The organism is Sphingopyxis sp. GW821-FHT02C12 (assembly GCF_059421785.1).
The window spans coordinates 600,243-615,081 of sequence record NZ_JBWKVQ010000001.1; the positions used below are offsets into that span (position 1 = coordinate 600,243).

Genomic DNA, 14,839 nt, shown 5'->3' on the forward strand with positions numbered 1-14,839 from the left:
CGTCATTCCCGCCTTTGCGGGAGCGACGGGTGCTTATTCGGCGAGCTGCGGCGCGCCCGCGGGCATCGCGCTCTTCCACTCGGCGCGCGCCTTGCGGATCATCGCTTTGAGCGCGTCGGCGCTCCGCGTCCATGCCGCGGCACAATCGGCGCTCCATGCACCGCCCGCCGCGGCCCCCAGCTCGGTCACCGTCATGTCGATGAACGCGTCATATTCGGCGATCGGCAAGGCGCCATAGCTGCGGTGGGTGAACACCAGCTCAGCGACGAGCGGCCACACCCACGCTTCGCCCGACGCGAGCCCGAACATCATCTGCAGCGTCTCGTCGGTCATCCGCCGCGACGCCGCGTCGACCGAGATGAAATCGGCACGCCGCTCGGGAAAAGCGGCAAAGAAGCGGTCGAACAGCGCGATACGGATATCGATGCCGGCGTCGGCGACGGCGATCAGGCTCGCCTCCATCGCCGCGGCATCGGTCCGGCTCATTTGAACAGGCTGCCCAAAATGCCGCGCATCAACTGACCGCCGAACTTGCCCGCGACCTGCCGGCCGATATTGGTCGCCGCCGACCGCGCCGCCGATTCGACCATCTTCTCGGCGAAGCTTGGCTTCGCGGCCTCGCGCGCCGCGACCTTCTCCTGCTGCAGCCGCACCTTCTCCTCGGCGACCTTGCGCTTCGCCTCTTCCTTGGCGGCGATCGCGGCCTGTTTGTCGGCCTCGTCCTGCGCCTTGGCTTCGATCGCGGCGGCCTGCGCCTGGTCGGCCTTGGCGGCGAGCAGTTCCTCGGCGCTCTCGCGGTTGACCGCCGTGTCGTATTTGCCCTCGACCGGCGAGATCGATTTGATGATCGCGCGCTCCTTGGCGTCGAGCGGGCCGGCACGCGAACAGGGCGGCTTGATCAGCGTGCGCTCGACCGGCGACGGCGCGCCGTCGGCCATCAACAGCGAGACGAGCGCCTCGCCGACCTTCAATTCGGTGATCTCGCGCGCGACGTCGACCTTGGGATTGGGGCGGAAGGTGTCGGCGGCGGCCTTCACCGCCTTCTGGTCGCGCGGGGTGAAGGCGCGCAGCGCGTGCTGGACGCGATTGCCGAGCTGGCCCGCGACATCCTCGGGAACGTCGATCGGGTTCTGGGTGACGAAATAGACGCCGACGCCCTTGGATCGGATCAGCCGGACCACCTGTTCGATCTTTTCGGCGAGCGCCGGCGGCGCATCGTCGAACAGCAGATGCGCCTCGTCGAAGAAGAAGACGAGCTTCGGCTTGTCGGGGTCGCCGATCTCGGGAAGCGTCTCGAACATCTCGCTGAGCAGCCAGAGCAGGAAGGTCGCATAGAGCTTGGGGCTCGCCATCAACTTGTCGGCGGCGAGGATGTTGACATAGCCGCGGCCGTTTTCATCGGTGCGGATCATGTCCTGGATGTCGAGCGCGGGCTCGCCGAAGAAGTTCGCGCCGCCCTGGCTTTCGAGCGTCAGCAATTGCCGCTGGATCGTCCCCACCGTGGCCTTCGACACATTGCCATATTTGACGGTCAGCTCGTCGGCATTCTGCGCGCACCAGGCCAGCATCGCCTGCAGGTCGCCCAAATCGAGCAGCAGCAGATTCTGTTCGTCGGCGACCCGGAAGGCGATCGCGAGTACCCCCTCCTGCACCTCGTTCAGCCCCATCAACCGCGCGAGCAACAGCGGTCCCATTTCAGAAATCGTCGTGCGCACCGGGTGCCCCTGCTCGCCGAACAGGTCCCAGAAGATCACCGGATTGTCGCGATACGCCCATTCACTGTCGCCGATCTCGGCGGCGCGCGCGGCGAAAATCTCGTGCATCTTCGACGTCGGGCTGCCCGCCATCGCCAGGCCGGCGAGGTCGCCCTTCACATCGGCGACGAAGACCGGCACGCCGACCGCCGAGAAACCCTCGGCCAGCCCCTGCAGGGTCACCGTCTTGCCGGTGCCGGTCGCCCCGGCGATCAGCCCGTGCCGGTTGGCGCGCTTGAGCACCAGCGACTGGCGCGGCCCGTCGGGGGCGCCGCCGCCGCCGAGGCCGATATAGATTTCGCTCGCCGTGCTGCCGTCGCTCACTCGCTGTCCTCCGCTATCCAAACCTGCCTGCCGGTCTAGAACGCGGGGCGTGGACAGGCAATCGGCAACCGCGCTGCTGTCATCGGCCGGAGAGGACGATCGGCAGCTGTGGCCCTGCCCGTCTCGCGACGTTTCAGGCGGCGGGGCGGTCGAGCAGCATGGCGACCGACCAGCCCGAATTGTTCAGCTCGGTCCGTTCGCCGCCACGGTCCTGCCGGAAACAATGGACGAGCCGTCGTCCCTTGAGTTCGTCATCGCCCTCCTCCCACGGCTGCGCCTTCCTTTCGGCGAAGAGCGCCAACAGACGACGTCGTTGTCCGTCCGTCAGGGACGCGGCAACCTCTTGGGCGTTTATCATGGTCATGGGCCTCGTGCTGGCGAAGCGAGCGGGTCGACGGTTTGGGAAGAGATCGGCCCGTTCGCCGCCGGACATATGTCCGACGGGCGGTTTGTTTGCGCCTGCCGTCAAGCTACCATGACCGGAGACAACAAGCCACCTCCTTGTTTTTACGATATTATTCGTCAGATGAGCGGGCGGCGCACGGGAACGGTGTCACACCGACCATCTCGCAGCGCCCATGCGGACCGGAATATCTGGTGGCGCACGCGTGCTTCGATGGCCGGAAATCGGGGAAGCGGCCCGAAGCATCCCTTTCGCGTGGAAAGCTGTCACCCGCTTCCCACCCCGGAACCGCCATCACGCCCGCCATCGCCCGTCCAGCCTGCGTCACGCCACCGCGATCGCCTCGATCTCGATGCGAAAGCCGAAGTGCAGCGGCCCGGTCGGTACCACGCTGCGCGCCGGCCGGTTCGTGCCGAAGAAGCGCGCGTAAATTGCATCGACCTCGCCCCAGTCGTCGATATCGCTGAGATAGACGGTGGTCTTGACCACCTGCGCCAGCCCGGCGCCCGCATCCGCGAGCACGGTTTCCAGGTTGTGCAAGGCCTGCTCGACCTGCGCCGCGAACGGCGCGGACGCCAGCGCGGTATCGCGTCCGGGCAACAGCGGCAGCTGCCCCGACACGAAGATGAAACCACCCGCGATGACGAAGGGCGAATAATGCGGTCCGCCCGCCGTTCGCCCCGCATCCCGATCCGCCTTGCTTGCCGTCATTCGATCCTCTCCCACGCTGGTGGGAGAGGACTATCACGTCCGGCGGCGGCGGCCCATCACCCCATCACAAAGGCGTTGAGCTTGTTGCCGTCGAGATCGCGAAAATAGCCCGCGTAAAAACCCTCGCCGCGCGGTCCCGGGGGGCCTTCGCAGGTGCCGCCGTTGGCGATCGCGATGTCATAGAGCCGATGCACCTGCTCCTGGTCTTTCGCCTCGAGCGCGACCATCACGCCGTTGCCGACGCTCGCGGCGTTGCCGTCGAACGGCTTGGTCAGCCCGATCCCCGCGCCGCCGCCGGGTTTGCCCCACGCGATGAAGGTCTCGAACTCCATCATCCGCGGCGTTTCCAGTTCCGCCGCGATCGCGTCGTAAAACACCGCCGCCTTCGCAAGGTCGTGGGTGCCGAGCGTCACATATCCGATCATCATTCTTCTCCCGACTCGTTGAAGGAACATAATAGGAACATTATCCGGCGCGCGCAAAGAAAAACGGGCCCCGGACCGATGAGGTCCAGCGCCCGCTTTCAAGCCTCTCCCCCTTCGGCGAAGGGGAGAAGATTATTTTTTCAGCCGCAGCGCGACATCCCCCGAAGGACCGCCGCGGCGGAGGATTTCCACCAGCACCGCATCGCGGCCCGCCGCCTTGGTGTCGGCTACGACCTTGGCCAGCGCATCGCTGGTCAGCACCGCGGTGCGCGCGGTGCCCGCGCTCAGGATCACGTCGCCGCGGCGAAGCCCCTTGCGCCCGGCATCGCTGTTCGCCGAGACCGACCCGATCACCAGCCCCTTGGTGCCGGCGTCGACGCCCACCGCGCGCGCGATGTCGGCGGTCAGCGGCAGCACCGCAAGGCCCAGTTCGGTCTGGAGCGCGGTGTCGGCGGCACCCGTCGGATCGTCCGGCGTCGCCTGTTCGTCCTCGGGATCGAAGGTGCTCGGGGCCTGATCCGCCGCGGCCGGCCGCGTGCCGACCACCGCGTTCAGCGTCATCGTCTTGCCGTCGCGGATCACCTCGAGCGGGATGCGCGTGCCGGGTTTGACCCGCGCGACGATGTACGACAGCGTCTGCTGCGGCGAGACCTCTTTGCCATTGACCTTGGTCACCACGTCGCCGCGCTTCAGCCCGGCCTTTTCGCCCGCCTCGCCCGGTTCGATGCGCCCGATGCGCTCGCCGCGGTCCTTGGGCAGGCCCAGCGCCGCCGCCATATCCTCGTCGACCGGGGTGATCCCGATGCCGAGGTAGCCGCGTTCGACCGCCTGGCCGGCCTTCAGCGCGTCGATCACCGGAATCGCGGCGTCGGCGGGGATCGCGAAATTGACGCCGATATTGGCGCCGACCGGCGAGATCAGCATGTTGTTGATGCCGACGACATTGCCCTGCAGATCGAACAGGGGCCCGCCCGAATTGCCGCGGTTGATCGCGGTATCGGTCTGGATATAGCGGTCATAGGCGCCGCCCTGCCCCAGGTTGCGCTGCACCGCCGAGATGATGCCCGCGGTCACCGTCGAGCCGAGCCCGAGCGGGTTGCCGATGGCGACCACCCAGTCGCCGACGCGCGCGTCGCTGCCGGTGGCGAATTTGACGAAGGGCAGGCCCGTCGCGTCGATCTTGAGCAAGGCGAGGTCGGACGCGACGTCGCGGCCGACGATCTTCGCCTTATATTCCTTGCTGTTGGTCAGCGTGACCGTAACCTCGTTCACCGCCTCGCCGCGCGGACCGCCCGAGATGACGTGGTTGTTGGTGACGATATAGCCGTCGGTCGAGATCAGGAAGCCCGATCCGCCGCCCTGCTGTTCCTGGGTGATCGGCTCGCGGGTGCCCGCGAACGGATTGAGCCGGACGCCGAGGGTGACCTCCTGCTTGGTCGCGATATTGACCACCGCAGGCTGCAATTGCTCGACCAGGTCGGCGAAGCTTTCGGGGGCGCCCGACCGCGGCACGACCTTGGCGATTTCGCTCGATTCATTCTGCGCGACCTGCGCGCCGACGGGGGACTGGGTGACCAGCGCCAGCGCCGTGCCACCCGCCAGCAAAGCCGAAGTGATGCCGTAAACATAACGCACGATCGAAATTCCTTCTCTTACGAAAACTCTCTTACCCCGGCGACGGTGGTCTGCTGCCCCTTGGCTGAACGGTGATTGAACATGAACGGCGCTTTACCGTCCCGTTCATCCGCCGTCCGGCTCAGGGTTCAGTTACCCCGAAACCGGCGCAGATATTCATTGTCGGGCGACAGGATGATCGACGTCCCGCCCTGGTTGTTTTCGCCCAGGAAGGTCGAACGATAGCTCTGCATCGCGCGGTAGAAATCATAGAATTCGGGATCCTTGCCAAAGCTTTCGGCATAGATGCGCGCCGCTTCGCCATCGGCGCTGCCGCGGATGATCTGCGCTTCCTTCTGCCCTTCGGCGCGGATCGAGATCGCCTCCTGCTGGCGCGCGGTGCGCATGCGGTTGTACGCCGCCTCGAGCGTCGCGCCCTCGGGCAGGTCGGCGCGCTTGATCCGCACGTCGATGATCTCGGCGCCATATTTCTGCGCCTCGCGGTTCAGCGCGACCTGGATATTGTCCATCACCGCGCCGCGTTCGGGCGACAGCAAGGTCGCAAAGGTGCGCTTGCCGAGTTCGTTGCGCAGCGACGAGCCGAGAATCGTCGCAAGCTGCGCCTGCAATTTGTCCTCGGTGCGGATCGCGGTGTACATGCGCACCGGGTTGGTGATGCGGAAGCGCGCGAAAGCGTCGACCTGCAACCTTTGCTGGTCGGTCGAGAGCACTTGCTGGCGCTCCATGTTCACGCCGAGGATGCGCTTGTCGATATACTGGATGCCGTCGGTGAACGGCACGCGCAGGACGAGACCGGCGCCCGAGCGTCCGAAATCCTCGTTCGGCTTGTACCGGTTCACCGTCCGCTCGATCTCGCCGAAGCGCAGGATCAGCGCCTGCTTGTCTTCGGGCACGATCGCCAGCGACTGCGACAGGATGAGGAGCAGGACGATGATGGCGATCAGCGGCCGCATCGGGCGTTGGAACAGGCTGTCGAACATCACTGGGCTCCCTTCGTCGCGGGCGTGGGCGCGGCAGGGGCCGTCCGTTTCTGTACCTCGTTGAGCGGCAGATAGGGGGTCACCCCGCGCGGCTCGACGATCGTCTTGTCGACGTTCGACAGAACAGCCTCCATCGTTTCATAATAGAGGCGCTGGCGCGTGACCTGCGGCGACAGCTTGTACTGTTCATAGATCTTGTCGAAAGCCGAGGTGTCGCCGCGGGCGCGTTCGAGCACCTGCTGCTGATAGGCGCGCGCAAGGTTGATCGCCGATTCGCGTTCCTGCCGCGCTGCGGTGACCTCCTTGAACGCCTCGTCGACCTGGCTCGGCGGGTCGACCTGGCGGATCGCGATGCCCTGGATCAGCACGCCCGACCGATACTGGTTGAGCAAATCCTGCATCCGCTGCTGCACCTGCGACTCGATCTCGACGCGCCCCGGGCCGATCGCCTGGACGAGGTCGAAATTGGCGACCGTCGCGCGCATCGCGCTTTCGGCAACTTCGCGGATCGTGCCGTCGGGATCGGCGAGCTGGAAAAAATACAGTTCGGGGTCGCGCACCGACCAGCGGACCTCATAGGCGAGGTCGACGATGCTCTGGTCGCGGGTCAGCACGAAATTCTCGTCGGTCGCGTTGGGCGAACCGATCGCCATGGTGCGAATGGCGCGCACGTCCTCCAGCTTGATGCGTTCGATCGGCGCCGGCCAGGTGAGTTTGACGCCCGGACCGACGGTCCGCGAATAGCTGCCGAGCCGGGTGACGACGCCCTCTTTTTCGGGCGGCACGATGTGGAACGACGAAAAGATCGCCCAGATCGCGACGACGCCAAGCACGCCCCATTTCCACAGCTTCGCCGAATCGCCGAAGTTGATGTTGCCGCCGCCGCCATTGCCGTCACCGCCGCCGCCAAAGCTGCCGCGCCCCTTGCGCAGCAGCTCGTCGAGCGCCGAGGGGCCGCGCGGCTTGCGCGCGCGGTTGATATCGACCGGGTCGGGGCTGACCCACGGGTTGCGCGGCCCCGGCTTCTTGTCGCCGCCACCGCCGCCTCCCTTGCCGTCGTCGCCGCCCTTGGGCCCCCACGGGCTGTTCGCCATCGCGGCGATCTGGTGGAAAAATTGCCGCAGACCCCCGGGGGCGCGGCGTCCCATACCGTCACTATTGTCGTTGCTCATGGGGCTTTTATAGGGGGCGCGGGCGCGATTAACAGGGGGTCCGCGCGAAAATGGCTGGCAATCATGTCCGCCATGCCTATCTGCCACCGACATGACCGACACCGCTCCGCTCGCCAGCATCGCCACCGACCTGACCGGGGGGCGCACCTCGGGACTCAAATTCCTCGACGAGGAGGGCACGCTCGCGATCGTCCTCGACGTCACCGGCCTCGACGTGGACGAACGCAAACCGCTCGAGGACAAGCTGCGCGCCGGCCTGCTCGCGCGACCCGGCGTCACCAGCGTCCGCGTCGCGATGACCGCCGAGCGCAAGGGACTGACCATCATCGCGGTCGGCAGCGGCAAGGGCGGGGTCGGCAAATCGACCCTCGCCGCCAATCTCGCGGTCGCGCTCCGCCGATTGGGCGTCAAGGTCGGCCTCGTCGATGCCGACATCTATGGCCCGTCGCAGCCGCGGCTGATGGACAGCGAGGGCGTCAAGCCCGAAGCGCGCGGCCCCAAGCTGATCCCCGTCCCCAACGCCTATGGCGTGCCGATGCTGTCGACCGGACAGATCGCCGCGCCGGGTCAGGCGATCGCCTGGCGCGGCCCGATGGCGGGCAAGGCGCTCGAACAGCTCGTCGACGCGAGCTGGGGCGACATCGACACGCTGATCGTCGACCTGCCGCCGGGCACCGGCGACGTCCAGCTGACGATGATCCAGAAACACAAGCCCGCGGGCGCGGTGATCATCTCGACCCCGCAGGACCTCGCGCTGATGGACGCGACGCGCGCGATCGCCTTCTTCGAACAGGCCGACGTGCCGCTGATCGGGCTGGTCGAGAATATGGCGGGTTACGCCTGCCCGCATTGCGGCGAAGTCAGCGACCCGTTCGGCAGCGGCGGCGCCGAGGCGGCGGCCAAGACGATGGGGCTCGACTTCCTCGGCCGCGTACCGCTGTCGATGGGCATCCGCCTCGCCAGCGACGGCGGGGTGCCGCCGGCGGCCGGAACCGACAAGCTCGGCGAGCCGTTCCACGCGATAGCGGCGAAGGTCGCCGAATGGCTCGACCAGCGAAAGGGCAAATGATGGCGATCAACGACGAAGGCGAAATCCGCGAACTTCTGGGCCAGCCGCGCCGCATCGCGGTCGTCGGCGCCTCGCCCAACCCGGCACGCGATTCGAACCATGTCCTCGCCTTCCTCGTCGCGCAGGGCCATGACGTGATCGCGGTGAATCCCGGCCATGCGGGCAAGACGATCCACGGCGCCCCCGTCGTCGCCACCCTCGCCGACGTCGAACCCCCGGCCGAACTGGTCGACATCTTCCGCAACAGCGCCGACGCTGGCGCCGCGGTCGACGAGGCGATCGTCCATGGCGCGAAAGCGGTGTGGATGCAGCTCGGCGTGATCGACGAAGCCGCGGCGCGGCGCGCCGACACCGCCGGGCTGATGGTCGTGATGGACCGCTGCCCCAAGATCGAGATCCCGCGCCTCGGGCTGCTGAAATGAGGGTCGCCGCGCTGTTGCTCGCCGCATCCGCCCTCGCCGGCTGCGCCGCCACCCCCGCTTCGACCGATCCACAGGACCAGTTTTTCGCCGCGCTCACCGCGCGCTGCGGCCAGGCCTATGCCGGCAAGATCGAGACGAACGAGGCCGCCGACGCCGATATGCAGGGCAAGGCGATGGTCATGCACATCCGCCGCTGCACCCCCGACCGCATCGAAATCCCCTTCCATATCGCCGGCCTCGGCCCCGACGGCGGCTGGGACCGCTCGCGCACCTGGATCGTCAGCCGCACCGGAAACGGCCTGCGCCTGAAACACGACCATCGCCACGCCGACGGATCGAAGGACGAAGTCACGCTATACGGCGGCGACACCGCCACCCCCGGCACCGCGAGCCGGCAGGAGTTTCCGGTCGATGCCGAATCGATCGCGATGTTCGAAGCGACGGGCCGCGCGGTATCGACCACGAACGTCTGGGCGATGGAGACCACCCCGCTCGGCTTCGCCTATGAACTGAAGCGCGCGAACCGCCACTTCCGCGTCGGCTTTTCATGGGACCGCCCGGTGAGTCCGCCGCCGCCGGCGCCGTGGGGCTGGTGAGCTGAAGCATTCCTCCCTGTCGCGAAGCGATGGGGAGGGGGACCACCGAAGGTGGTGGAGGGGCCGCGGCGCCGCACCGCCGCCTGACGGCGTCGGCCCCTCCGTCAGCGCGCCGCGCTGCCACCTCCCCATGCCCTCCGGGCACAGGGAGGATCGACGGAAACCAAAAGCCTTTGCCTCGCCGACTCCCGCCGCTTATCAGCATCCCCGATGGCGGGCATTCGCGACAGTATCGACACAAAGAAACGGCGCCTGCCGCATGTCAGCCGCCGGTCGCTGCTCGTCGGCGCGACCGCAGCCGGAGGCCTCGCCCTCGCATGGAGCGTCTGGCCGCGCGATTACGCCCCGAACCTGACCGCCGCCAAGGGCGAGCATATCTTCAACGCCTTTCTCAAGATCGGCGACGACGGGCATGTCAGCGTCATCGTCCCGCAATGCGAGATGGGACAGGGCGTCACCACCCTGCTGCCCCAGATCATCGCCGACGAACTCGGCGCCGACTGGCGCACGATCGCGGTCGAAACCGCGCCGATCAGCCCGCTTTACACCAACACGCTGCTGGTCGACGAGGACAGCGCGACCTTCACCCCGCGCGCGCTCGTACCCGACATGGTCGCCGACGTGCGCAGCTGGGCGCGGCGCGAATGGGCGGTGCGCCACGCGGTGATGCTCACCGCCAACAGCTCGTCGGTACGAATGTTCGAAGGGCCGTGCCGCGACGCCGCAGCGCAGGCGCGCGCGCTGCTGATGATGGCGGCGGCGCGGCGCTGGGATGCGAATTGGGAGGAATGCGACACCGCGAACGGCTTCGTCACGCTGGGCGCGAAGAAATTGCGGTTCGCCGAGGTCGCCGCCGCCGCCGCGCTGCTCGAACCGCCCGCCGAACCCGTCTATCGCTCGGCGAGCGCCGATCCGCTCTATGGCAAGGAGGTCATCCGCCTCGACCTGCCCGCCAAGGTCGACGGCTCGGCCAATTATGCCGGCGACATCCGCCTGCCCGACATGGTCTTCGCGTCGATCCGCCAAGGGCCGCTCGGCGCGACGCGGCTCAAGAGCATCGACCGCAAGGCGGGGCTCGCCTCGCCCGGCATGCTGTATGTCGTCGAGCATGAACGCTGGCTCGCCGCCGTCGCGCGCAACTGGTGGGCGGCGAACCGCGCGCTCGACAGATTCGCCCCGGTCTTCGAAACCGCCGGCGCCCCGATCTCGTCGACACGCATCGACAAGGCGCTCGCCGCCGCGATCAAGGCCGACGGCCACCGCATCGTCGACAAGGGCGACGTGTCGGGCGCGATGGAGGGCCGCACCAGCATCGGCGCGACCTATATGGTCGCCCCGGCGCTCCACGCCCCGATCGAGACGCGCACCGCGACCGCGGCGCCCGACCGGGACCGGCTGCGCGTCTGGGTCGCGACCCAGGCCCCCGCCCAGTGCCGCGCCGCGATCGCCGCCGCCACCGGCCTCGCCGAAAGCGACGTCACCCTGTTCCCGATGATGGCGGGCGGCTCGTTCGACGCCTGCCTCGATCACAGCGTCGCGGTACAGGCGGCGATCATCGCGCGGCAGGTCAAGCGCCCGGTCCAGCTCGCCTGGTCGCGCGCCGAAGAGATCATGCGCGACATTCCCCGCCCCCCGGCGCGCGCGCGCATGGTCGCGACGCTGAACGCCGCGGGCGGGATCGACGCGCTCGTCGCGCGCATCGCCGTCCCCGCGACCACCCACGAGTTTCGCGACCGGCTGTTTTCGAACACTTCGCCCGACGTCGCGCAGCGTGCCGCCGCCGGCGCCTCGGATGCCGTCGCGGTCGAGGGTGCGATCAGCGGCTATGCCATCCCGCATGTCGCGGTCGACCATTGCCCCGCCGACATCGGCCTGCCGACCGGGCGCTGGCGCGGCAATGCCGACAGCTACACCGCCTTCTTCACCGAATGTTTCATCGACGAAATGGCGGCAAAGGCCGAACTCGACGCGCTGTCGTACCGGATGGCGATGCTCGGCGAGCAGCCGCTGCTCGCGCGCTGCCTGCTCACCGCGACGAGCATCGGCGGCTGGGAGGGCATGCTTTCGGGCACCGCGCAGGGGCTCGCCTGCCATTCGATGCGCGGCAGCCATATCGCGCTGATGGCGACCGCACGGCCGAGCGACAAAGGGCTGCAGGTCGAACAACTGGTGGCGGTCGTCGACGCCGGGCGGCTCGTCAATCCGGCGATCGCGCGGCAACAGATCGAGGGCGGGCTGATCTTCGGCCTCGCCGCCGCTGTCGGCGCGACCACCGATTATGAAGGCGGGGTCGCGACCGCGCGCAAGCTCGGCCAGCTCGGCCTGCCGCGCCTGTCGCAATCGCCCGAGATCATCGTCGAATTCGTCGAAAGCGACCGCGACCCCGGCGGGCTCGGCGAGATCGGCGTCCCCGTCGTCTCCCCCGCGATCGCCAACGCGCTCTACGCCGCGACCGGGCGCCGCGTCCGGCGGATGCCGCTGTCCGCGCTGCCGCTATGACCGCGCCGACCGATCATCCGCCGGTCGTGCCGCCGCGCCTCGGCGTGCTGCTGGTCAACCTCGGCACCCCCGACGCCCCCGACGCGCCGTCGGTGCGCCGCTATCTCGCCGAATTCCTCTCCGACCGCCGCGTCGTCGAGATTCCGCAGCTCCTCTGGCAGCCGATCCTGCGCGGCCTCATCCTGACCACGCGGCCCAAAAAATCCGCCCACGCCTATCGTCAGGTGTGGACCGACGAAGGTTCGCCGCTCGCCGCGATCACCCGGCGGCAGGCGGCGGCGCTGCAAACGGCGCTCGGTCCCGACGTGCTGGTCGACCATGCGATGCGCTACGGCAACCCCGCGATTGCCGCAACGCTCGATGCGATGCTCGCCGCGGGGTGCCGTCGCATCCTGATCGCGCCGCTCTATCCGCAATATTGCGCCGCGACGACCGCGACCGTGACCGACGCGGTGAACAGGCATCTCGCGACCCTGCGCTGGCAGCCGGCGTTGCGCGTCCTGCCGCCCTATCCCGACGACCCGGCCTATATCGGCGCCCTCGAAACAGCGGTCGGGGCCGGCCTCGCGGCGCTCGATTTCGCCCCCGACGTCCTGCTCGCGAGCTTCCACGGCATGCCCGAACGCACGCTGCACCTCGGCGATCCCTATCATTGCCAGTGCCGCAAGACCGCGCGACTGCTGTCCGAAGCGCTCGGCCGTCCGGTCGAGACCGCCTTCCAGTCGCGCTTCGGCCGCGCCAAATGGCTCGAACCCGCGACCGACACCGTGCTCACCCGCCTCGGCCGCGAAGGCAAAAGCGTCGCGATCTTCGCCCCCGGCTTTGCCGCCGACTGCCTCGAAACGCTCGAAGAGCTGGCGATCCGCGGCAAGGAACAGTTCGAAAGCGCAGGCGGCACCCGTTTCGCGTACATCCCGTGCCTCAATGACGGCGCCCCGGGCCTCGCGATGCTCGAAAGCCTCGTCCGCCGCGAACTCGCCGGATGGCTTTGATTTTCTATCGCTTACCTCCTGTTTAGGTCCTTCGTTTAGACCGAAACTCCGCGCGGCAGAGTCAGAGGCCGCCGCGCGCGTTGGAGGTCGCAATGAGTCAGGTCCAATCGGCCCTATTGATGCTGGTGGCGGCAACGCTCCTCTTCGCCGCGATCGTCTATTTTGTCTGGCGCCGCAGCCGTCCCGCCCCCGAACCGCGCGCGCCGAAAACGCCGCGCGAACCCGGCGAAAGCCGGCTGCCGCGCCTGCCGCGCCGCGACCGCGAAGTCGAAGCCCCGGTCGAAATGTCCGCCGCCCGCCTCGCCCGGATCAGCGCCCGGCCGCCGTTCGAACGGCTGACCGAAGCCGAGGCCGAGGCCGAATATAGAACCGCGCCCGCCGCCGAGGCTCCCACGCTCGCCGCCGACCGTCCGCTCCCCGAAGCGCACGAAGCCGCACCGCCCAGCGAAGCTGACCGCGCGATGGTCGGCCAGATGCTTGAATCTATGGTCGCGCAGGTCGAGCATGAAGCCGATCTGGTCGAACGCCGCGGCAGCGAACCGGTCGCGGTCCGCATCGTACCGCAGATCCCGCCGCGCATGGACGAAATCGCGACGAGCTGGCTCGGCGGCCGCCCGCGGCTCGAACCGGGCATGGCCTGGCCCGAAATCCGCGAGGTCCGGGGCGAATTCATCGCGCAGATCGCCTGCGCCGATTTGCCCGCCGACGTCTGGGACGGCCTCGGCCCGCGGCGCGGCAGCCTCGCCTTCTTCATCCACCCGCGCGACGGCGACGTCGCGGTGGTCCATGTCCATGCCGCCGGCGACCCGGTCGACCCGCCGCACCCCTTCGATCCCGGCGGCAGCTTCTTCGCGCCGAACGGCGGGCTGCGCTTCGGCGACCTGATGCCGTTCACCCGCCACGCCTTCCCCGAATGGCCGGTCGACCTCGTCGCCGTCCGTCCCGGCGACGACGATCCGCGCGCCGACGAAGACGAGAAGGGCGGCGACGATGAAAGCGTCGGCACGCGCCTCTATCGCAGCGGCTACGACGTCGCCGACCCCGCCTTCCATCCCTTCGACTGGGACAGCATGACCGCGATGGTCGAAATCCTCGCGATGCGCATCGAACGCTTCTGGAAAGATGTCGAGGGGCCCTCGCCGATCGACACCCAGCTCGCCAGCGTCGAGCGCCGCCTCGCCAAGCATGACGCGGGCGACAAGGACCCGCTCGGCCGCGAAGGCCTCGTCAATATGCAGGCTTCGCTGCAGGAATTGCACGACGCCGCAGCATCGGCGCGCGCGGCGAACTATGTCGCGCGCATCCGCGCCGAGGAGATCATCGGCATCGTCCGCGACAGCGCCCCGAAGATGGACTTCTCGGCGAACGACGCCGCCGCCGTCATGGACGCGCTGCACGCGATTCGCTGGACCAAGGTCAACCGCAAGCCCGACCCCGACGGTCGTCCGGGCGCCGAGCGGATCGAAAGCCTGGAGATCCCACTCACCACCCATCATCCCGACGCGCCGCTGTGGGTCCACGACTATCTGACCATCTGGTTCGACCATGCCAAACACGCCTATGCCGCAAACCCCGCGGCGCTGTCCGATGCCGCGCGCACGGTCTTCGAACCCTGGGCGCGGGACCTCGCGGCGCGCGAGATGGCGAGCATCGGCCACATCCCCTTCCGCTATGTCCACGACTATGACGACGACACCCACGCGACGCTGCTCGAACTGCCGTCGAGCGGGTTGATGAGCTGGATTTTCGGCGACGTCGACCATCTGGTGCTGACGCTGCGCAAGGCCGATCTCGCCGCCGGGCGCTGGGACCGGCCGCTGGTTCAGGTCAGCAACTGAAAATGCTGTCCGCTTGACG

14 protein-coding genes are annotated in these 14,839 nt (G+C 68.1%); 6 read left to right on the top strand and 8 right to left on the bottom strand.

Annotated features, from left to right (window positions below; genetic code table 11):
• Positions 1-33 precede the first annotated feature (33 nt).
• From AC07U1_RS02890 to hflK, 8 genes are all read right to left on the bottom strand, one after another.
• Positions 34-486, bottom strand: a complete 453-nt coding sequence (locus tag AC07U1_RS02890) for a hypothetical protein (protein ID WP_495178966.1) — start codon at positions 484-486, stop codon at positions 34-36.
• Complete coding sequence (locus tag AC07U1_RS02895; protein WP_056344502.1) at positions 483-2,078, bottom strand: helicase HerA-like domain-containing protein; 1,596 nt, start codon at positions 2,076-2,078, stop codon at positions 483-485. The genes AC07U1_RS02890 and AC07U1_RS02895 overlap by 4 nt, the downstream gene beginning before the upstream one ends.
• A gap of 133 nt (positions 2,079-2,211) precedes the next feature.
• The gene (locus AC07U1_RS02900; protein ID WP_492735682.1) at positions 2,212-2,442 is read right to left on the bottom strand and encodes a hypothetical protein; all 231 of its coding nucleotides are present in this window, start codon (positions 2,440-2,442) and stop codon (positions 2,212-2,214) included.
• A 363-nt stretch (positions 2,443-2,805) separates the two neighbouring features.
• Entirely contained in the window at positions 2,806-3,192 is a 387-nt protein-coding gene (locus tag AC07U1_RS02905) for a RidA family protein (protein ID WP_495178965.1), read from the bottom strand.
• Between the two features lie 56 nt (positions 3,193-3,248).
• Positions 3,249-3,617 (bottom strand): VOC family protein, encoded by a 369-nt coding sequence (locus AC07U1_RS02910; RefSeq protein WP_056347050.1) that lies wholly within the window; start codon positions 3,615-3,617, stop codon positions 3,249-3,251.
• A gap of 132 nt (positions 3,618-3,749) precedes the next feature.
• Entirely contained in the window at positions 3,750-5,252 is a 1,503-nt protein-coding gene (locus AC07U1_RS02915; RefSeq protein WP_056344509.1) for a trypsin-like peptidase domain-containing protein, read from the bottom strand.
• Between the two features lie 128 nt (positions 5,253-5,380).
• A complete protein-coding gene (hflC, locus tag AC07U1_RS02920) occupies positions 5,381-6,232 on the bottom strand; it encodes a protease modulator HflC (RefSeq protein WP_056344513.1) in 852 nt (283 codons plus the stop codon).
• Positions 6,232-7,404: a protease modulator HflK gene (gene hflK / locus AC07U1_RS02925; RefSeq protein ID WP_495178964.1), complete on the bottom strand. Its 1,173-nt coding sequence runs from the start codon at positions 7,402-7,404 to the stop codon at positions 6,232-6,234. The genes hflC and hflK overlap by 1 nt, the downstream gene beginning before the upstream one ends.
• 91 nt (positions 7,405-7,495) lie before the next feature.
• Here hflK and AC07U1_RS02930 point away from each other — a divergent pair, with 91 nt between their 5' ends.
• From AC07U1_RS02930 to AC07U1_RS02955, 6 genes are all read left to right on the top strand, one after another.
• Entirely contained in the window at positions 7,496-8,473 is a 978-nt protein-coding gene (locus AC07U1_RS02930; protein WP_187142056.1) for an Mrp/NBP35 family ATP-binding protein, read from the top strand.
• A complete protein-coding gene (locus tag AC07U1_RS02935; protein WP_492736614.1) occupies positions 8,473-8,895 on the top strand; it encodes a CoA-binding protein in 423 nt (140 codons plus the stop codon). The genes AC07U1_RS02930 and AC07U1_RS02935 overlap by 1 nt, the downstream gene beginning before the upstream one ends.
• Positions 8,892-9,491 (top strand): hypothetical protein, encoded by a 600-nt coding sequence (locus tag AC07U1_RS02940; protein WP_495178963.1) that lies wholly within the window; start codon positions 8,892-8,894, stop codon positions 9,489-9,491. Before AC07U1_RS02935 ends, AC07U1_RS02940 begins: the two co-directional genes overlap by 4 nt.
• A 210-nt stretch (positions 9,492-9,701) precedes the next feature.
• Complete coding sequence (locus AC07U1_RS02945; RefSeq protein ID WP_495178962.1) at positions 9,702-11,990, top strand: xanthine dehydrogenase family protein molybdopterin-binding subunit; 2,289 nt, start codon at positions 9,702-9,704, stop codon at positions 11,988-11,990.
• Entirely contained in the window at positions 11,987-12,982 is a 996-nt protein-coding gene (gene hemH, locus AC07U1_RS02950; RefSeq protein ID WP_495178961.1) for a ferrochelatase, read from the top strand. The genes AC07U1_RS02945 and hemH overlap by 4 nt, the downstream gene beginning before the upstream one ends.
• A gap of 92 nt (positions 12,983-13,074) precedes the next feature.
• Positions 13,075-14,820: a DUF1963 domain-containing protein gene (locus tag AC07U1_RS02955; RefSeq protein ID WP_495178960.1), complete on the top strand. Its 1,746-nt coding sequence runs from the start codon at positions 13,075-13,077 to the stop codon at positions 14,818-14,820.
• The last annotated feature ends 19 nt before the right edge of the window (positions 14,821-14,839 follow it).

Coding starts and splice junctions, on each gene's coding strand:
- AC07U1_RS02900 (WP_492735682.1), bottom strand. CDS start 2,442: ATGACCATGATAAACGCCCAAGAGGTTGCCGCGTCCCTGACGGACGGA.
- hemH (WP_495178961.1), top strand. CDS start 11,987: ATGACCGCGCCGACCGATCATCCGCCGGTCGTGCCGCCGCGCCTCGGC.
- AC07U1_RS02955 (WP_495178960.1), top strand. CDS start 13,075: ATGAGTCAGGTCCAATCGGCCCTATTGATGCTGGTGGCGGCAACGCTC.
- AC07U1_RS02940 (WP_495178963.1), top strand. CDS start 8,892: ATGAGGGTCGCCGCGCTGTTGCTCGCCGCATCCGCCCTCGCCGGCTGC.
- hflK (WP_495178964.1), bottom strand. CDS start 7,404: ATGAGCAACGACAATAGTGACGGTATGGGACGCCGCGCCCCCGGGGGT.
- AC07U1_RS02890 (WP_495178966.1), bottom strand. CDS start 486: ATGAGCCGGACCGATGCCGCGGCGATGGAGGCGAGCCTGATCGCCGTC.
- AC07U1_RS02935 (WP_492736614.1), top strand. CDS start 8,473: ATGGCGATCAACGACGAAGGCGAAATCCGCGAACTTCTGGGCCAGCCG.
- AC07U1_RS02930 (WP_187142056.1), top strand. CDS start 7,496: ATGACCGACACCGCTCCGCTCGCCAGCATCGCCACCGACCTGACCGGG.
- AC07U1_RS02910 (WP_056347050.1), bottom strand. CDS start 3,617: ATGATCGGATATGTGACGCTCGGCACCCACGACCTTGCGAAGGCGGCG.
- AC07U1_RS02945 (WP_495178962.1), top strand. CDS start 9,702: ATGGCGGGCATTCGCGACAGTATCGACACAAAGAAACGGCGCCTGCCG.
- AC07U1_RS02905 (WP_495178965.1), bottom strand. CDS start 3,192: ATGACGGCAAGCAAGGCGGATCGGGATGCGGGGCGAACGGCGGGCGGA.
- hflC (WP_056344513.1), bottom strand. CDS start 6,232: ATGTTCGACAGCCTGTTCCAACGCCCGATGCGGCCGCTGATCGCCATC.